At 34.4% G+C, this 20,277-nt stretch carries 18 protein-coding genes; 4 read left to right on the forward strand and 14 right to left on the reverse strand.

The window, feature by feature from the left end:
- Positions 1–18: 18 nt before the first annotated feature.
- Positions 19–945: a manganese-dependent inorganic pyrophosphatase gene (locus IGJ50_RS08115; protein ID WP_429949806.1), complete on the forward strand. Its 927-nt coding sequence runs from the start codon at positions 19–21 to the stop codon at positions 943–945.
- Positions 946–1,049: 104 nt separating this feature from the next.
- Positions 1,050–1,985: a DUF1803 domain-containing protein gene (locus IGJ50_RS08120; RefSeq protein ID WP_429949808.1), complete on the forward strand. Its 936-nt coding sequence runs from the start codon at positions 1,050–1,052 to the stop codon at positions 1,983–1,985.
- Between the two features lie 86 nt (positions 1,986–2,071).
- Here the strand turns inward: IGJ50_RS08120 and IGJ50_RS08125 are convergent, their stop codons facing one another.
- A complete protein-coding gene (locus IGJ50_RS08125) occupies positions 2,072–2,611 on the reverse strand; it encodes a DUF2179 domain-containing protein (RefSeq protein ID WP_100630374.1) in 540 nt (179 codons plus the stop codon).
- 189 nt (positions 2,612–2,800) lie between these two features.
- Between IGJ50_RS08125 and cls the strand changes: the two genes are divergently transcribed.
- On the forward strand, positions 2,801–4,261 hold the full coding sequence (gene cls / locus IGJ50_RS08130) for a cardiolipin synthase (RefSeq protein WP_069641384.1): 1,461 nt from the start codon (positions 2,801–2,803) through the stop codon (positions 4,259–4,261).
- Between the two features lie 920 nt (positions 4,262–5,181).
- Here the strand turns inward: cls and IGJ50_RS08135 are convergent.
- From IGJ50_RS08135 to cysK, 12 genes are all read right to left on the reverse strand, one after another.
- Entirely contained in the window at positions 5,182–5,982 is an 801-nt protein-coding gene (locus tag IGJ50_RS08135) for an alpha/beta fold hydrolase (RefSeq protein ID WP_429949810.1), read from the reverse strand.
- 50 nt (positions 5,983–6,032) lie between these two features.
- Complete coding sequence (locus IGJ50_RS08140) at positions 6,033–6,482, reverse strand: nucleoside deaminase (RefSeq protein WP_429949812.1); 450 nt, start codon at positions 6,480–6,482, stop codon at positions 6,033–6,035.
- Between the two features lie 33 nt (positions 6,483–6,515).
- Positions 6,516–6,992 carry a GNAT family N-acetyltransferase gene (locus tag IGJ50_RS08145; RefSeq protein WP_429949814.1) on the reverse strand — a complete coding sequence of 159 codons (477 nt, stop codon included), beginning with the start codon at positions 6,990–6,992 and terminating at the stop codon, positions 6,516–6,518.
- A 102-nt stretch (positions 6,993–7,094) separates the two neighbouring features.
- Entirely contained in the window at positions 7,095–8,438 is a 1,344-nt protein-coding gene (locus IGJ50_RS08150) for an FAD-dependent oxidoreductase (RefSeq protein WP_069641382.1), read from the reverse strand.
- A 230-nt stretch (positions 8,439–8,668) separates the two neighbouring features.
- A complete protein-coding gene (locus IGJ50_RS08155; RefSeq protein ID WP_429949816.1) occupies positions 8,669–9,892 on the reverse strand; it encodes an amidohydrolase family protein in 1,224 nt (407 codons plus the stop codon).
- 26 nt (positions 9,893–9,918) lie between these two features.
- Positions 9,919–11,274 (reverse strand): citrate transporter, encoded by a 1,356-nt coding sequence (locus IGJ50_RS08160; protein ID WP_429949818.1) that lies wholly within the window; start codon positions 11,272–11,274, stop codon positions 9,919–9,921.
- A gap of 318 nt (positions 11,275–11,592) precedes the next feature.
- Positions 11,593–12,528 (reverse strand): homoserine O-acetyltransferase MetA, encoded by a 936-nt coding sequence (gene metA / locus IGJ50_RS08165; protein WP_429949819.1) that lies wholly within the window; start codon positions 12,526–12,528, stop codon positions 11,593–11,595.
- A gap of 519 nt (positions 12,529–13,047) precedes the next feature.
- Positions 13,048–13,689, reverse strand: coding sequence for a YczE/YyaS/YitT family protein (locus tag IGJ50_RS08170; protein ID WP_069641377.1), 642 nt, complete (start codon positions 13,687–13,689; stop codon positions 13,048–13,050).
- A 122-nt stretch (positions 13,690–13,811) separates the two neighbouring features.
- A complete protein-coding gene (locus IGJ50_RS08175) occupies positions 13,812–15,164 on the reverse strand; it encodes an NADH oxidase (RefSeq protein WP_069641376.1) in 1,353 nt (450 codons plus the stop codon).
- 251 nt (positions 15,165–15,415) lie between these two features.
- Positions 15,416–15,799 (reverse strand): RidA family protein, encoded by a 384-nt coding sequence (locus IGJ50_RS08180; RefSeq protein ID WP_069641432.1) that lies wholly within the window; start codon positions 15,797–15,799, stop codon positions 15,416–15,418.
- Between the two features lie 4 nt (positions 15,800–15,803).
- Complete coding sequence (gene perR / locus IGJ50_RS08185; protein ID WP_429949821.1) at positions 15,804–16,250, reverse strand: peroxide-responsive transcriptional repressor PerR; 447 nt, start codon at positions 16,248–16,250, stop codon at positions 15,804–15,806.
- 202 nt (positions 16,251–16,452) lie between these two features.
- A complete protein-coding gene (gene cysK, locus IGJ50_RS08190) occupies positions 16,453–17,382 on the reverse strand; it encodes a cysteine synthase A (protein WP_069641374.1) in 930 nt (309 codons plus the stop codon).
- A 680-nt stretch (positions 17,383–18,062) separates the two neighbouring features.
- Here cysK and IGJ50_RS08195 point away from each other — a divergent pair.
- On the forward strand, positions 18,063–19,058 hold the full coding sequence (locus IGJ50_RS08195; protein ID WP_429949823.1) for a 4-hydroxy-3-methylbut-2-enyl diphosphate reductase: 996 nt from the start codon (positions 18,063–18,065) through the stop codon (positions 19,056–19,058).
- Between the two features lie 51 nt (positions 19,059–19,109).
- On the opposite strand, the gene IGJ50_RS08200 is transcribed toward IGJ50_RS08195, so the two are convergent.
- Positions 19,110–19,973, reverse strand: a complete 864-nt coding sequence (locus IGJ50_RS08200; protein ID WP_069641372.1) for a glucosaminidase domain-containing protein — start codon at positions 19,971–19,973, stop codon at positions 19,110–19,112.
- Between the last annotated feature and the right edge of the window lie 304 nt (positions 19,974–20,277).

Genomic DNA, 20,277 nt, shown 5'->3' on the forward strand with positions numbered 1-20,277 from the left:
AAGGAGTGAATTAAAATTATGTCAAAAATTCTTGTTTTTGGACACCAAAATCCTGATACAGATGCAATTGGAGCAGCAATTAGCTTTGCATATTTACAAAAAGAACTAGGGAAAGATACAGAACCAGTAGCATTGGGTACACCTAGCGAAGAAACACAATATGCATTAGACTACTTCAATGTCGATGTGCCAAGAATCGTAGAAAGTGCTGCAGCGGAAACAAATCAAGTAATGCTTGTCGATCACAATGAATTTCAACAAAGCATTTCAGATATTTCTGAATTAAATATCCTTGCAGTCGTTGATCATCATCGTATTGCAAATTTCGAAACAGCAGATCCTTTGTATTATCGTGCCGAGCCAGTAGGCTGTACAAGTACGATCGTCTTAAAAATGTTTAAAGAAAACAATATTACTATTCCAAAACCAATTGCCGGAATGATGGTATCAGCAATCATTTCAGACACTTTATTATTCAAATCACCAACCTGTACTCAAGAAGATATCGACGCAGCCAATGAGCTAGCAGACATCGCAGACATCAATTTGGATGGCTATGGTTTAGATATGTTAAAAGCTGGTACGAATTTGAGTGATAAATCAGCTGAAACATTATTAGATTTAGATGCTAAAAGTTTCCCAATGGGCGATAAAAACGTTCGTATCGCTCAAATCAATACAGTTGACCTAAATGAAGTACTAGACCGCCAAGCAGAACTAGAAGCTGCAATTAATAACGCAAATGCTGTAAATGGTTATGACCTGTTCGTATTGATCATTACAAATATTTTAAACAGCGATTCTGAGCTATTAGTTATCGGAGATTCAATTGACAAAGTAGAAGCTGCTTTCAACGTGAAACTAGACAACAACCGCACATTCTTGAATGGTGTCGTTTCTCGTAAAAAACAAGTTGTTCCTCAATTAACTGAAGCATTTAGTTAGAAAGTTACATTTGATTTAGCCTTTTAAATAAAACTACAGGTGGCGTCTTAATTACTCCAGCTGTAGTTTTATTTTATTTAATGTACAGAAAGAGTGAGTGGACCGTGACAAATACGACCTATTATTTTTCAGCAAAAAAATTTGATAGCAAGTTTGATAACATTATTTTCGATCCTTTATTCAAAAAAATAGTGCGTTATCTTTTTGATCATAAAGATACAGAAATTATTTTACGCCAAATAAAAGCAACTATTCCCACTGATGACAACATAGAATTATATTTAGATAAATTAATCAAGTATGGTCTAGTGGAACGAAAAAATAGAAGATATACTTTAACATTTCCTATCTATTCCACAGAAAAAAATATACAAATTCCTCATTCAATAATAAATACATTGCAAATCCTGACAAATGAAAGTACCTTACAAACGAATTATTTTATTTTTGGGCAATGGTTATGGAGGTTGTTTTTTGAAGAAGAACAAAAAGAATATTTTTTTGGCGTTGTATCTTCTTCAGATAATTTTCCACTTTTTCGCAAAAGAGAGGCAGGAAACAGCGCATTACAATTTGTCTCTATATACCAAGACGACTTGATTCCATTAGACTTTGCAAACTATTTCAACATACTCTCAAAAAGACAAGTACTTCCTGAACAGTTTAATCAGTTACAACGTCTCATTGGCGATGTGGATATCAATTATTTTATCACTCAAATTCAAAAAGTGATTCGATCCGTTAAGCGAAATCCATCTAGAGTAAGAAAACAAACTATTTTCGAAGAAGCGCTGTTAACAACGGAAGATCTGCTAAGAGGTGCGGATGGGCAATTATCATTAACAGCAGTTTGTTTGGATGCTATCGAAATTTTAAGAGAAACCCAACATACTTTGGATAAACTAAAAGTAGAATTGAACTTATTGTGGGGAACAATTGAAGATGTTAATCAACGTGAATATTATAAAATGCAATGCTATAGTATTCTCTTTACTACTTGTTTTCCAGATCAGAAATCTATTCAGTATTTCAAGTTTTAAGTTACAATAAATTTATTATGTAAACTTTAAACTTGAAACTCAACTAACGTCTCTTGATGTATTAAAAGTGAAGAGACGTTAGTTGATTAGGTATTTCTTTTACGAACCTTCTTAGTCCAAAAACCACCGGAAATAAACTTAGGTTCATACGAGATAATAAAAGCTCTAGGCTCTTTTTCATTGATTAGTTTATAAAGGCTACGTTCATTTTTGCGCGGTGAAAGAATCTCTAATATCATCCGTTCGCCCTCACGACCTTCACCAAAGCTTTGTGTGACACCATACCCATGATCACGTAAAATTTCCGGTAAATTCAGTTGCTCAGTGGAAGAGGGTAGGATGGCTGTAACCATGATATAACCCAGGGCCAAATAATCTTCGATTTTGATGCCCACACTAATCCCAACAGCGTACCCTAAAGCATAAACAACCAAATTTAGTGGATTATCTAAACGATTAAGAACCATGCTAAGGCCTAAGACATAAATAGTTATTTCAGCCATACTAACTAGTGGCGCAATCAAACGATACCCTTTCATAGTCAGCATAAAACGGATCGTATTTAACGTAATATAAGAAAAGTTAACTACAAATATTGTAAGAAGCATTTTGATATCCATTTTTATTAATCCCTCTTTTCCAAGTATCAGCATATTATAGTACAAGATTGGAAGAATTAGAATAGGGAAAGCTAAAATTAAATGAAATCGTTGAATACTGATTACCAACTTTTTAGCTATCGTTATTTGTTGGATGAATCAATAGTTTTTGCTATAATCAATATATTACGTAATTTAAGGGAGAAATGAAATCTGATGCAAATTTTTATCTTCATACTTGTTGGTTTATTGTTATTAAATACAACAGCAGCACTGATCACTGTTTTTAGGAAACCACGAAGTATTTCAAGTGTTTTAGCGTGGATTATGACGTTATTATTTTTACCTGGGATTGGCTTTATCATTTATATATTTTGTGGCAGAGGAATCAATGGGCAAAAAGTTTTTAACCTAACAGCCCATGACAAAGAAAAAATTTCTGAAATCAAAAGAATGGTTGATCAAGATAATCTAAAGTCTGACGGAAAATTAGATATCAATTTATTAACCGATGCACGTGTCCTGAATAAATATTTTAGAAATATGGATGCATCACCACTAAGCAAACGAAATAGTTTAAACATTTATACTGATGGCAAAGAAAAATTTGAAGCTTTATTTGAAGATATTCGCCAAGCTAAAGAAACCGTTCACGTTGAATACTATTCTTTTTTTAACGATCGCATTGGTAATCAGTTTTTAGACATATTAGGAGAGAAAGTCAAAGAGGGAGTATCTGTTCATTTGATCTATGATCCGTGGGGATCTCCAGGAGCAAACAAGAAATTTTTTGCCTCATTTGTTGCTTTAGGTGGTAAAGTAACTCCCTTTATCACCTCGAAGAATATGATCAGTAAAACTCGCTTAAACTATCATTTGCATAGAAAAATCGTTGTGATCGATGGTAAAATAGGGTGGACTGGGGGATTCAACGTTGGAGACCAATATTTAGGTGATAGTAAAAAATTTGGCTATTGGCGTGATACGCATATTCGCTTAGTCGGAACTTCAGTCTTTTCACTTCAAGAAATTTTCATTATGGACTGGAATGCTTCGGTTCAGCTTCAAACAGATAAAATGGATTATTTAGAAAACTATTTTCAGATTGCTGAAGATCATGAATTAGGCGATTTGTCATTGCAAGTTGTTTCAGATGGCCCAGACTCTGAAGAAGAAATTTTGAAAAGCGGTTTTATTAAAATGATTTTATCAGCTGAGAAATCCGTTTGGATCCAAACGCCGTATTTGATACCTGATGATAGTATGATCAATGCCTTATTGATTGCCGTTCGCTCTGGTATTGATGTTCGAATTATGATCCCATGCATGCCAGATCATCCATTTATTTATCGTGCTACACAATATTATGCAAATTATCTGCATAAACGAGGAATCAAGATTTATATGTACGAGAATGGTTTCCTGCATGCTAAAACGATGATTATTGATAATGAAATCTGCATGGTCGGGACAACCAATCAAGATATTAGAAGCTATGCATTGAATTTTGAAGTGAGTACATTTATTTACGATACACGAATTGCTTGGAAATTAACTCAAATAGTTGAACAAGATATGGCCAAAAGCACCTTGTTGACCGATAAAATTATTCAAGAACAGTCTCATTGGTTACGATTTAAACAAAACTTTTCAAGATTGTTATCCCCAATTTTATGAGATGAAAAGCTAATAAGATACGATTCATTATCTTCTTTTCATAATCGTGTTATTGATAATTTATGTATTTATGTCTATATTTAACGGTTCTGTCATAACATTTTAAAACGAAAAATAACCATCTGTGAAAATAGACGTGATGGTTATTTTTCGTTTTGTTCGTGAAGGTGATAGGATTCATTTTATTATTTTCTATTCTAGTTGACATAATATACATTATACAAAGTAGTTAGAGTTCTAATTCTTTAGCCTTTCTGGTATTTCGATTCATACGTAATAACATCCCCTCTGATGCTAACCTAGAATCTTCCGATGTACTGATTAGACTATAGAATGTAGTAACCATAAACTTTTATCACTTTCATCTTATTCCAATCATAGGAATAACTCCAAAAACAAGAATATTTTTTTAAAATACGATTCCCCTTATACAGGTTGAAATTTATTTTATATCATTACAGATTAAAAAAGACCATAAGGCAACGCCCATAGGCTAGTATAGTTTTTATTCTATAGTTTGGGTCACTTCATTTAATTGCTTGTTGATTTGTTCTACAGTTTTTTTCTTTAGTTTTGATAAATTATAGCTCTTTATTAGATTAGTTTGCCACAACAAGCTGTTTATTTTTATCAAAAAATTCGAAAAAAACTATATTTATGATAGGAAAACAGTCTTTTAGGTATATTTATTTATTTCCTATAAAACGAGAAAGAATAACTGCTGAACTTTTTATTGTCCAAGGAGTTCAGCAGTGTTCGTTTTGTCGAAACGGATGCAATTATGTGATACTGATTACCAAATGGTGCTTTAGCACTTTAGTCATAGGTCGGTTGAGTTCGTTAAACTATGTCATAACGTGCACGACTGGCAGCCAGTATCTATCTAGTTTTCAGTTCTTAAAACAGGGTATCAAAAATATTTAATCTACAACCCAAAAACGTTTGAGCTGCTCTTTAACTTGCTTCCGTTCATCTATCTGTAAATTATGTCCAGCCGTTTCAATAATAATAAAGCTACCTTTTGAAAACATACTTCTATAGTTTAAAATATCTTGAAAGCCAACTGTCATATCTTGTGCTCCTAAAATAATCAAGCTGTCACATTCAATAGCATTAGCTAAAAGACTTTTTTCGAAACTTAAGCTATACCCACTCTCTTGAAAAGACTTTTGAAAATCATGATCACCAATGTTGAGTCCGCAATAAATTTCATTGATGTACCTTTCATATCCCTCTTCGGTTACATTGACAACTGAATGCTTATATTGATCGAAAATAGGGTTATTAGCAATCTCAAATGAATGGAGTTGTTTTGATGGTTTCTCTGGCAATGTCCGATCTGCTGAATTTGCTTTTATAACGGGAGCTAATAAGACTAAACTTTTTACTTGATTGGAAAGCTTCTTCATCATCCCCAAGCACAGATAACCACCGTAAGAATATCCTAGCAATGAGAATGATTGATTACCGATAAGAAAATCTAAGAATTCCAATAAACTAGTAACTAAATCATCAGCATTGATCATTTTAGTCGGAGTAGGCGACTGTCCCATCCCTGGTAAATCAATATAAATTCGCTGATACTTATTAGGATCGATAGATTCTTCGACAATTCCCTTCACACCCCTGTGATCAATTGAAAAACCGTGAAGAATGAGTAAAGGATGTCCCTCACCAATAATTTCATAATAAAGTTTTATATTTTCATTCGCATAGTACATTGAGTTTTCTACTCCTAACCTTTGTGATTTCTTTAGATTGAAAAAGTTTTTTATAAATGCCTTGTAAAATAGTCTTTTATTTTATCGAGCATAAAATTTTCAATCAGTTGAACGTGATGAATGTCTCTACCTTGTTTAAGGATAGTCCTACATTTAATAAACGACCAGTTTGGTAAAGAACCTTTAAATCTTGGATCATTTGCATAAACGATACCATCAAGACCAGCCCAAACAGCTGCTGCAGAACAAAGCGGACAAGGTTCGAAAGTGGAATATAGCCAGTATCCTCTTGGTAAACTGGCTGTTTCTAGAATTTTACAAGCACTTCTAATTGCATTGATTTCAGCATGAGCTGTTGGGTCATGATCTTCAGAAACTGTTGTTTTTCCAGTAGTGATGATTTCCATTTTTTCATTTACTATAGCTGCATAAATGGAGTGATCCTTCCATTGTCTGTTGATTATTTCATTCATGATTTTATGGCTTGGATGTTGATTCATAACTGTAACTCCTTTGAAATAAACAGACGCTTTTCAGTTTATTTGTTTAGACATGCTGATATCAGTTGCTACAAACCCTGTTTTTTCATATAAATGAATAGCTCCCCCATTATGAGCAAAAACGTGTAAATCAATTTGTGAAACGTCCATCTCTTTGGCTTTTTCTTCTAGACAAGCAATGGTTTGTCTACCATAACCTTGATTCCTAAATTCATCAAATATGATGAAATCATAAATAAAGAATTTTGAGTCTTGCAACGTTTTATTGATATGAACCCACAAAAAACCAACTTTTTCATCGAGAGCGTTCTCTTCAATCGAATAAAGATACTCATTATTAGTATCCTTGCCTTTTGGTAAAAGCTCATTAAAACTTTTTGTGGCTAATGAAATTGCGTCGGCTTCATTCCAAGTTCCTGCTATGATTTTATCTTGAGCATAGTCTTTAATCGCAAATGATAAGTATTTTTCAAAATCAGTTACAGTCATTTTTTTTAATTTAATTGCCATTATTTTATCCACCAATTCTAGTTATTTTCTAAATCATACCATTTTTGAAGATATAAAAAAAGTCTACAGAAAATTACTTCTCTGCAAACTTTTTCAAATTATTTATTGTTCATTTTTCAAAGCTGTTAGGGCAGCTGTATTAATGATATTCCAAGGTTTATCAAATGAGGGTTGGAAGAAAAAGTCAGCATAAGCTAAGTCTTCAATCGTCATTTTCGCCTTGATTGCAAGTGAAATCGCATTGATGTTCGCTGTTAAGTCAGCTTTTGACATCAACTGTGCCCCAAGAATTTGGGTTGTTTCAGGATCATATACTAATTTAAACCAAGCCTTTTGTTTATCCGGGTTGAAATCCATCAAATAATCTTCAACAACTAAAGTTGATTTAGTTGTTTTATTTAACTTCTTAGCCATTTCTTCATTGATTCCTGTTGAAGCAAATTTATAGTCAAAAACAGCTAATCCAGATGATCCTTGAATACCAGGGAAAGGTTTTACTGGCGCCAGTAAATTTTTCACTGCAAATCGTCCTTGCTTTCTAGCATTGGTTGCTAGAGCAATGTTGACTTCTGTTTCACCTGGATTATATTTTATCAATGTTGCATCTCCGACAGCAAAAACATCAGGAGCGCTTGTTTGCATGTACTCATCTGTTTTGATTAGTCCATTAGGATGTAGGTCTAATGTATCTTTCAACCAACCTGTATTAGGGCGGACACCCACTGCTACAACGACAAGATCAGCATCATACTCGGCTTTATCAGTTACTACCTTATTGACTGTTCCCTCACCTTTGTAACTTTGAACTGTTTCATTTGTTACTACATTGATATTGTTCGCTTCCATTTCTTCTGTTAACACATCAGTAAACTCTTTGTCTAAATAAACGCCTAACGGTCGGTCTAAAATATCAATAACCGTTACGTTTTTACCAGCTTTAGCAAATGATTCGGCCGCTTCAATACCGATATAGCCACTTCCGATAACAACAACATTATTGATAGTTGGATCAACTGTTTTTGCTTTTAATTTGATTGCCCATTTTCTGCCGCGCATTAAGTAAATATTTTCTAGATCTTTACCAGGTACATCTAATTCGAATGGAACTGCTCCTGGACTGATAATTAATTTATCATAGTTTTCAATACGCTCAGTATCTGTTAATAAATCTTTGACTACAACTTGATGAGCATCTGTTTTGATTGCAGTGATTTCTGTATTTGAAAAAACATTCACACCTCTGCTTTCCATTTTTTCACCAGTCATATATCGAACTGCGTTTACATCTTTTACTTTTCCTTCTAGATAAAGCTGCATACCACAAGATAAGAATGAAATAAAATCTCCCTTTTCGTACCATTGGATTTCTGCATCTGGGTGTAGATTTAATAATTCTTCAACAGCCTCATAACCTCCATGCGATGAACCTAAAACGATAACTTTCATTTCATATACCTCCAATATTATTTATTATATAATAAAGAGTATCATATAAAGGTATGAAATAACAAGTGATTTGAGTGATTATTCTCAATTAAATACTTTAATTGAGAATAATCGGGAGTATCCGAAAATTAGTTTACATAATATAATTATTGTTACTTCGTTAAATGAAAGTTTAGAAAAACAAAAAGCTAATTTTTTCTAATGCTCATAAGATTGTTGTTTGTTCATGATTATTTAAAAATAGTCACTTCTTTTTTTACTTCAACTGTGATCTTTCCGTTTTTTATTACATAATTTCGTTCAGGAATATCGATGATCGCATCGGCCATGACTTTCGTATCTAACAAAACTAAATCCGCATTATTACCAACTTGAATACCATAATTTGAGAGTCCAATTGCTTTTGCTGGATTCTCTGTGATCATAGGTAAAACGGTTGGTAAGTCATCTGCGCCCCCTAGATGTCCTACAGGAATGGCTAACATTGCAATTTGCATTAAATCACCATTTCCATAAGGTGTAAATGCATTACGAATATTATTTGTTGCAAGGCAAACGTTAACACCTGCATCACGGAGTTTTCTGATAGGAGTCACAGCTCTTCTAACATTGTATGCATCATTTCTAGCACCTAAATGTAAATCTGTTGCTGGTAAGGCCATCACGCTGATTTGTGCTTCAGACATCAATACTAAAATGTCCTTTAACCGCTCAGGTTTCAAAGCATGAAGTGCGGTTAAGTGTCCTACAGAAACTCTCCCTTGATAGTTTTCAGTAATTGTTTTCTTGCACAAGTATTCTATTGAAATATCTGTGGCTTCGTCACTAAAATCTTGATGTAAGTCAATATCTTTATCATATTTCTTGGCAATCTCAAAAACTAAATCGATATGTTTATCCGCAGGTGCATCATTATAGGGGATGCCGCCGACAACATCAGCCCCCATTTCCATTGCTTCATACATCATTTTTTCTGTCCCGGATGCTTTAAAAATTCCTTCTTGCGGAAAAGCGACAACTTGCATATCGATTAGATCTCGATACTCTTCCTTTAGTTTCATAATTGTTTTAAATCCGGAAAAGCCTTGAGCTGGATCAAATTCTGCGTGTGTTCTAACAGCGGTCACACCATGAGAAATAATCATTTCCAAAGCAGTTTTTGCTCGATGATAAATATCAGTTTCAGTAAATGTTGGCTTTAAAGCAGCTGTCACTTTGATTGCTTCTTGTAAAGTCCCTGATTTATTTGGTCTTCTATCTGCAATCAGCGCTTTATCTAAGTGAATGTGACTTTCTACTAAACCAGGTATCAGAACTCGGCCTTGAGCTTCAATTACTGTGACAGCCTTATCCGTTAAATCTCCTGAAATAGCAACAATTTTTCCGTCTTTAATCCCTAAATCCTGTAACTCTTCATTATCACTTAATCTTGCTTGTTTGATCAAAATATCCATCTTGCTGCACCCTCTCTATTTTTAAATTAAATGAAGAAACCTATACCGATTAATAAAACAGCGGCCAAACTGATCCATTTAATATTTCCTTTTACTACATCTAAAATTGGAATTTGAAAACCAGAAGATAACGCTTGCATCGTGATGTTGACAAAACTCATCTGACTTCCTAACCCTACGCCAACTGCAACTAATCCCAGTCCGATAGAAGAAAAACCTAAAGAAACAGCCACAGGTAACACAAGAGTCAACACTGACCCTACATATGCGCCAGCTGGCACTCCAATTAAGATGCCGGTTAATATTGCAACTGGTACCATGATCATTGTCGGTGCACCATTAGCAATTCCTGCTATAACAGCAAATGTACCTGTTTGAGCAATGATGTTAATAAAGGCTAGGAAAATTCCAACTTGGAATAATCTTGTCAAAATATAAGTAGAACCATCTACCATCGCTTCCACTGATTGATTCAGCGTGAAATCAGAACAAACAAAAATCAACGCTAGTGTCAAGACCATATAGACTAATGGTGTTAATAGGGGGAATCCAACGAAATCATTAACCACAGGCCCAAAAATGACGGCAAACAGTAAAAATATGGCCGGTATGGTTAATTTAAATAGAGCACTATTACTCATAGTTCCATACTCATCGTCGGTATTTTCTTTAAAACCAATCTTCCGCCGCTTCGTTCCCCAGAATGCTAGAATAATAGCTAACGCACAAAATAGCAGCCAGATCGGACGCATATCCGAAACGTACTTAGCTACACTAAAATCGCCTAATTTGGAAACAATACTTGATTCTAATGATGCTGGAGAGGTTGTAAATGAAACTGCTGCTGCCAATGACATGGCAGCGATCAACTCTGGAACTGCTCCAACTGCTACAAAGGCCAATGGAGCAATCACCATTGCACTACCACCACCAATGCCAGACATATAAGTCGCTGCAGCTAGTAAAATCACAATAAAAGCTGAGACATACTCAACTTTTCCTTTTGTTCCCCTTTTTGCTAAAGTTAAAGCCGCCGAGTATCCACCCGATTTAAAAACGGCCATTGCAATGGCCGAATTGATAATTGGTACAGTAATGCCAAGCATTGTAGGAATCGTTTCTAATAGTTGCTTATTGGCTTGCTCTAATCCGATTCCACCGATAATCATAGCCAATACACCACCAACAAACCCGGCAATGATCATATCTATTTTCATAAACAATAAGACCAAAACTAAAATTAGCGGGATGACTACAATCACAGCTTTTATTCCTGTAGGCGCAGTAATTTCGCCAATTTCTTGTGCAAATGCGGGTACAAATGAAAAAAGAAATAGAGCTGAAAGTAATAGCCCACTTAAAAATCTTTTAGGTATTTTCATAATTATTCCTCCAACTTTGGCTAATTAGGCTCAGTTCATTTTTAACAAGTAATAATTGCTCATTTGAAATCAGTTTTTTTAAATTGTATCTCTAATAAATAACCATTAATACTGCATAAAGATTATTTTCTTTAGAACTATTAAAATGCTACTGCCTCCTCTCTCCTTCATATAATACGTTCATTTTCAAAAAAAAGGAACGAGAATGCTTCTATAATTTATAAGATCAAAAAAAGGTAACGTTTCTATTTCACCTTTATAGCAATAGCAAAAAAATAACTGAAACAAAATATGAATTCTATCTTGTTTCAGTTATGCCTATTTCCTATTTTTTTCTTCAAGTAATTCAGTTAAATCGTAAGGTGTATTTTGATAAACTGCATAATTTAACCAATTAGAAAATAACAATGAAGCAGCCATGTGCCATCGTAATTTTGGTTGATCAGCTAGGTTATCATTTGGGAAATAATTTTTAGGGAGCCTAGGACTTAACCCTTTTTGTTGATCACGTTTAAATTCTTGTTCTAAAGTTTCACGATCATATTCTAAATGCCCAGTTGCATAAAATGCGCGATTATTTTTATTTCCAATTAAAAAAATTCCAGCTTCTCTTGATTCAACCAAAATTTCTAGTTCTTCTATCCTATCTACATCACTTCGTTTAATTCCAGTATAACGCGAATGAGGAGCATAAAATATATCATCAAATCCTTTCAAGATACTCCACGTATGGTTCAATACATCATGTTCAAATATTCCTGTTAGTTTTTGATTTAGCAGATACTTGTCAATCTTATGATGATAATACAATCCAGCTTGTGCTCCCCAACAAATATGAAATGTTGAAAAGACATGGGACTTACTCCATTCAAAAATTTCTTGTAACTCGTTCCAATAATCAACTTGCTCAAAAGGGATCTGTTCAATTGGAGCACCTGTAATAATCAAACCATCGTAGAATTCATTTCTAATTTCTTTAAATTGATGGTAAAAACGGTTCAAATGCTCGCTAGATGTATTTTTTGTTTCGTGACTACTCATATGCAAAAATTCGACATTGATTTGTAATGGTGTATTACTTAAGAGTCTCAAGAGCTGAACTTCCGTCTCATCTTTTTTTGGCATTAAATTTAAAATTAAAATTTCTAAAGGGCGAATATCTTGATGCATGGCCCGATCTTCGTCCATTACAAAAATTTTCTCTTTCTCTAATACTTTAATAGCAGGTAGCTCTTTTGGAACGCGAATCGGCATACGTATATCCTCCCTTTCTGTTTGTCTACTTTCATTTTACGATAGAAAACAGTAAAATGGAAGATTCTTTCTGAGAAAACGATAAGTAATCTTTTAATAATAAAATTTTACCTTAAAAAACATGAGGCAGGAGATAACCACCACCTCATGTTCCAACTTTTAGAAAGAAAACTTGTTATTTTTTACATTGTTATTCTTCTTAGAAAGATTTTTTTGTGTAGCGTTTAGGTTTTGCAAACCAGTACTTCCATTATTTCCTAAGTTTCCGCCGTTGCCAGTTCCATCAGCAGGATCAGCAGGTAGTTTAAAGTTAGCTGGTTCACTTTGGTTACCCTCACTATCTTTTTGCAATTGTAAACAGTAATTCTTTTGGTTCGGCAATCCAATTGGAGTTTCGATAATGAAACGACCTGTTCAACACAAAGCGAGTTATAAGAGAATAAAAAAGCCTTCAAAAGTTAGGTTTTCAAGTCTAACTTTTGAAGGCCACTACAGAATCAAAGTTTCTGATAGACTTTTTTACACTTTGTCTTTAATACTTTTTTCAATTATTGGTTCACTAACGTTTTTATTCCAAAAATCAATCAGAGGACCTGTGAAAAAAGCATTAATTATTGTTCCTATTCCTACTGGTCCACCAAAAATAAAAGCTAGTATAACAAAAATAATATCTTGTATTACCCTCACCACTCGATAAGATGCTTTTGTCCGCTCGACTATAATTGGTGCAATAGCGTCATAGGGGGCATTTCCTAATTTAGCAGACATGTAAAACGATGCGCCAAAAGTAAAGATGATGATCCCGACTATCAGCAATAAACTTTGGGAAAAAACATTGATTTTGATTGGAATAAACGTTGTATAAATCCAGGTATAAAAATCGATGAAAAAACCTGTCAGCACCATGTTGATTACTGTTCCAATCCCAATATACTGCCGTCCAAAAATAAAAACGAGCACCAAAATAATGATGTTGACGATCAATTGATAGACACCGAGTGATAGCCCTAAAACAGATCCGATTCCAATATTCGCTGCTGTATACGGATCTAGCCCAACTTGCCCGATTCGTAATGTTGCAGCACCAAATGCTAAAATTGCCACTCCTATGAAAGCATAAAGAGAGCGAAAGACCAGTTCTTTTGTTCTTTTTCTTTTCATTTTTCACACCTCATTTAATTTTACTTATTAAGCATCTCAAATAAATGCTTAAAAAGCAAAATATTAAATCTTTTTGTATAAAAAAAACTAGAGTTGAATCTACACTCAACTCTAGTTTTTGTTTATTTACTTTGGGCAATATCTTTTAGAGCCGCTTGAGCTAATAAGTTCAAGTAGTTCCAAGGACGATCAAAGTGTGGTTGGAAAAAGAAATCTGACAACGCAAGATCTTCAACAGTCATTTTATTTTGAACAGCTAACGAAAGTGTATTAGCTGATTGTGTAATATCATACTTAGACATTAGTTGTCCGCCTACAATGCGATTTGTTCCTTTTTCGTATACTAATTCCATCATAACATTTTCAGTAGTTGGCATAAATTCTGGACGATAGTTATCTTCAAATTGTGTTGCTGCCACATCTAAATTGTTCAATTTGGCACTTTCTAAAGTAACACCAGTTGAACCGATTTTCCAACCAAATAAATACAATCCAGAGGTTCCCTGTGTTCCGCGGTAAGCTAATTTATCTTCAGCTAAATTATGACCTACCAACATTCCTTGGCGAACCGCATTTGTTGCTAGAGGAATATAATTAGTTGTATTACTTGGATTATAGTGTACTACTGCACTATCACCTGCAGCAAAAATGTCTGGATTACTTGATTTCATATATTTATCTACAACGATTGCACCATTTGGTAACATATCTACTTTATCTTTCAGCAATGCTGTATTTGGGCTAAAGCCAACGCACATAATAACCATATCCGCTTCAAACTCTTGGCTTGGTGTAATTACTTTATTCACATGTCCGCTTGCATTTGACTGAAACTCTTGAACATTTTCTCCTAACGCTAGTGTAACACCACGATCTACAAGTTCTTTTTCTAGAACATCTGTAAATGGCTTATCTAAGTATTTGTTTAAAATACGATCTAAACCATCAATCAATGTCACTTCTTTTCCAGATTCTACAAAAGCTTCAACTAGCTCAATCCCAATATAACCACCGCCTACAACAACAACTTTTTTCGCATCTTTAGCGCGTTCAATGATGACATTTGCTTGATTAAAGTTTTTACATAGTAAGATATTTTCAGCTTCTATTCCTTTGATTGGCGGAACAATTGGCCATGAACCAGTTGTCATGACTAATTTATCGTATTCTTTTGTTTCAATTTTACCAGTGTTCAAATCTTTAGCAGTAACTGTTTTATGATTAACATCGATTGTTTCGACTTCATGTTCCATTTTAACTGTAGCACCTAGAGACGCTAGTTCTTCAGGACTTGAATAGAATAAACTGTCAGCCTCCTTTACTACTCCTCCAACATAAAGGGCAATTCCGCATGATAAAAATGATACATTATCATTTCGTTCATAAACGGTTACCTCCGCGTTTGGGTGATTTGTTAAAATACTTTTGACTGCAGCTGTTCCTGCATGCGTACATCCTACGACTACGACTTTCATTTTGTAAATCCCTTCTTTCAAGTTAAATTTTTCACCAATAAATTTAGAATAAAGTTACTGGTATATTAAAAATATAACAAAGTAAGAAAGCATATTCGAGTTCTTTGCTTGTGAATCACTAACTTATTTTTTCACAAACTTCTCTATTTTTAACTATATCCCCATCTTGATTAATGATTTCTCACTTTAAAATGCTGTTTTAACAATAAATAAAGCTGAGAAACATTAGTTTCTCAGCTTGTGAAATTAAACTACTGCTCATTTATAGATACAATAATTTCTATTTCAATCAGAACATCTTTAGGTAAACGGGCGACTTCAACGGCAGATCGTGCTGGTAATTGATTTGTAAATGATTGTGCGTAGACTTCATTAAAAGCTGCAAAATCATTCATATTTTTTAAAAAACAAGTTGTTTTTACTACATGATCGAAACTACTTCCAACCTCAGTTAAAATAGCTGCGATGTTTTTCATGACTTGCGAAGTCTGTTCTTCTATAGTTGTCCCCACAACTTCTCCGGTTCCAGGACTTAAAGGAACTTGACCTGAGGTAAATAATAAGCCGTTCACAATGTTCCCTTGTACATACGGACCAATTGCTTTTGGCGCCTTATCTGTGTGAATCGATTTCATCTGATCACTCATTTCCTTTTTTTTGGTTTTTCTGACATTCTGGACATAAACCATATAGCTCTAAACGATGCTCATTGATTTCAAAACCAGTCAATTTACTTGCTGCCATCTCCACGTCTTCTAATCCTGGATAATGGAAATCAACGATCTTACCACAATTTTGACAGATCGCATGGTAATGCTTTTTAGAACTGAAATCAAAGCGACTTGATGCATCACCATAGTTCATTTCTTGTACAAAACCAATATCTGTAAACAAACGTAAATTATTATAAACAGTTGCCACACTCATATTCGGAAAACGATCTTCTAAAGAGCGGTAAATCTCATCCGCTGTCGGATGGCTGTGATTCTCAATTAGATACTCTAAAATTGCATATCTTTGAGGAGTAATACGAATATTGGCTTCTTTTAATTCTTCAAGTGCATTTTTTACCAATATGTTATCCATTTGGTTCCCCTCCCAGTCTTCTTTCTTAAATGATACTATTTCTAATGTGTATTGACAAGAATAAATAGATAAATAGTACTAAAAAGAGTAAGTTTATCTATAATTATGACAAAACAAGACACTATTATATGCTTTTTGACAACTTCACTTGTTTACACTAAAAAGGAAGTCATAAATTTAGACTTCCTTTTTAGTGTACTACTTATTCAGAAAAATTATAAAGAGCTGTTGATAAATAACGTTCGCCATTATCAGGAATAACTGTCAAAACTTTTTTTCCCTTCCCTAATTCTTTCGCCACTTCAATCGCAGCATACACAGCAGCGCCTGCTGATATTCCGACTAACAACCCTTCTTTTACTGCTAATTGACGAGCTGTTTCCATAGCAGATTCACTCGGAACAGAAATGACTCGTCCGTAAATTTCTGTCTCTAAGACTTTAGGGATAAAGCCCGCTCCAATTCCTTGGATTTTATGCGGTCCCGGCGCTCCGCCATCTAAAACTGGGGACTCCGTTGGTTCAACTGCAATGATGGAGATATTTGGATAAACTCGCTTCAATTCTTTTCCAACACCTGTAATTGTTCCACCCGTGCCTACTCCAGCGACAAAAGCGTCTAAACCACTAGGACCAAAAATGTCTTGGATCTCTTTGCCCGTCGTTTTTTCATGTGTCTCTGGATTTGCGGGGTTATCAAATTGCATAGGCATAAAATAGCCATCTTTTTCAGATAGTTCTGTCGCTTTTGCAATAGCGCCTTTCATTCCTTCAGCACCTGGCGTTAACAATAATTTCGCGCCATAAGCTTGCATCAATTTCCTACGTTCTACACTCATGGTATCTGGCATAACAATCATTACATTATAACCCTTAGCAGCACCAACCATTGCCAAGCCGATTCCAGTATTTCCACTAGTTGGTTCTACGATTGTATCTCCAACTTTAATTTGTCCATTTTTTTCAGCTTTTTCGATCATACTTAATGCGATTCGATCCTTCACGCTGCCACCTGGATTAAAGAATTCTAGCTTTACAAAAACATCAGCTACTCCATCTGGGATTATGCGTCCTAATTTGACAATCGGTGTTTTACCGATTAATTCAGTTACTGAATTATAAATTTGAGTCATGATCCATTCCTCCATTTTCGTATTCGTATAAGCAAAATCTTTCTTGTGTTTATAATAGCTTATATCAAGTCATCTGGCTATCATTTTGCAATGATACTTTTTAAACAATCTTAATAACCATAATTTATTCCGATTTGTGATTCAAAAACATGGAGAAATGGCTGCAAAATATTTTAATGGCGTACTTTTTGAAATTGTCTATAATACCTACTCAATAAAGAGTGGTTATTTTAGTAGTCAAAAAAAATTAAATACACTTAATTTTTATCTAAAAGAAAGATCAGAATTACAAAATGGGATTAAAATATGATATAGTTGAAATAGGGAGATGCTTATATGTTTTACATTGAATGGATTACAGCATAAGTTCATTCCCTTAATCAAAATTAAAACGGATTGACTACATATCAGGCTAAAATAGGAAAGAAGGTGACACTATGTGGAATCCAATTACAATCGAAATACCGGATAATTTTTTAGGTGACCCGCTACTTGTATCAATATAAAGATAATTGCAAGTGCAATTATCTTTTTCGCTTCTTAATCATACTCGTCAAGAAGCTATTTAGCAATGTCTAAATGAATGAACATTAAGGACTATCCTCTCTTAACACAATTTTAATAAAAATATTGTATAGTATAAGAGACTTTAAAATTGATTATTAGGAGTTTACTCATTTATGAAAATTATAAATATTAGTCCACGTGGGTATTGTTATGGTGTTGTAGATGCTATGGTCATTGCTAGAAATGCATCTCTTGATGAAAATTTACCGCGTCCGATTTATATCTTAGGGATGATCGTTCATAACAAACATGTAACTGACGCTTTTGAAAGTATCGGGATCCATACATTAGACGGAACAAATCGTGAAGAAATTTTAGCCCAAGTTGATCGAGGAACGGTGATCTTTACAGCCCATGGCACTTCTCCAAAAGTTAAAACATTAGCTATTGAAAAAGGTTTAGCTGTTATCGATGCAACGTGCCCAGATGTTCTGATTACACATGAATTGATTGCTAAAAAAGTAGCCGAAGGTTATGAAATTATCTATATTGGCAAGAAAAATCATCCGGAGCCTGAAGGAGCACTTGGTGTTTCACCTGACCATGTTCATTTAGTATCAAATCAAGCTGATATTTCTGCTTTGACGCTAACTGCAAATAAGGTGTTTGTTACGAATCAAACGACAATGAGTCAATGGGATGTCAGCGATCTAATGGAGTTGATTGTAGCTAAATACCCTCAGGTTATTATTCATAAAGATATCTGTAAAGCAACGCAAGTCCGCCAAGAGGCTGTCGTTGAACAAGCGCAAGGTTGTGACTTAACAATCGTTGTGGGAGATCCAAAAAGTAATAATAGCAATCGTTTAGCTCAAGTTTCCATTGAACAAGCAGGTGTTGCAGCTCATCGTATTTCTGACGTTTCCCAGATAAATCCAAACTGGTTGTTGGATGTCGAGCAAGTCGCTGTCACAGCTGGTGCTTCTACCCCTACTCAAATCGTTCGTGAAGTGATCGATTATTTAAAAAAATTCGATGCAACGAATCCCGAAACATATCAAAAAAGCTCAACCACAACTGCTGAAGCGATTCTGCCTAAACCTAGGGTTAAGGATTTAACTAAAAACCGACAACGACGTTTAGAAGAATTACGCTTAGGAAAAAGATAAAAACGTTCAACGATTTGTCATGAGATTGGCAATTCGTTGAACGTTGTTTTATTATGCAACCTGTAGCGATTGTCCTACAGTAATCAATTCAGCTGTTATGCCATTTAAAGCCATAAGTTGATCAACCGAAAGTCCAAATTTTTCTGCAATCCCCCAAAGAGTATCACCTGAGACAACTGTATAAGATTGGGCTGTTACAGTTGTTGTCGCACTACTTTGACCAATTGTTGATTGATTTGCAGTTATATTTTCCTCTGACGATACAGTTCCTGCCATTTCCCAATCATAAGCAGTTAAACCGTAATTTGCAATTAACCAATTTAATTTACTGGCATAATTAGGATCTGTTGCATAACGCCCAGCTAAAGCAGCTGTAGCGTCCATATAACTAGTCGTGTTGCTTTTCCATACCCCAGAATAATGATAATCACCACTGGATGCTAAGGTTGTTTTAAGTACGTTAGCATGATCCTGGAAAGATTCAGTATATGAAGGATAACTTCTAAAAGGTTCAGTCACTGTCACCCATTGCCCATTTAAATATTCAGAAGTTGGCATATAGACTGTTTGTCCACCATAACTTCCTTTGACGCCAAATAAATTATAATTTGGTGCGGCTGCTAAACCAGATGTACCATAACTACTCTCTAATAATGCTTGAGCAATCATTACAGATGCATATAAATCATTAGCATCTGCTACAGAAGCCGCTGAATAACCAATAGAATCAATAAATGCTTGCTCTGAAATAGCTTCTTGGGTCACTGTCTCTGTGGCTTGAACACTTAGTGGCAACAAATTCCCCACAACCGGAAGAAGTACTAATGAAGTACCTATAACAGATGCAACTCGTTTTGTATTGTTTTTCAACTCTTTTTGTTGGTGTCTGCTACTTCTTGTTTTTGTCTCATTCATTCATTTGTTCCTCCTCAATAGAACATCATATCATCATTCTACTCGGGTAATTTTTTATAAACAATTATTTGATCCTCAATTTTGAAGTTTTAAAGTGGGCGTAATCCTGTTGAAATTTTTGGTTTATTAATTAAATTGTATTTGTTTCAATCAATTTACATGATGTCTGTTATTCAAACTGTTTCTTTTGGTAAATCCCTTTATTTTGTTGTTTATGTATTCGTTTTAAGAACATTACTGGATATTTCTATCATATTACATTTATTACGCAGTTATTTTGTATAAAAGTACAATTTATCCGATT

The organism is Enterococcus sp. AZ101, from assembly GCF_050499005.1.
Taxonomy (GTDB): domain Bacteria; phylum Bacillota; class Bacilli; order Lactobacillales; family Enterococcaceae; genus Enterococcus_L; species Enterococcus_L ureilyticus.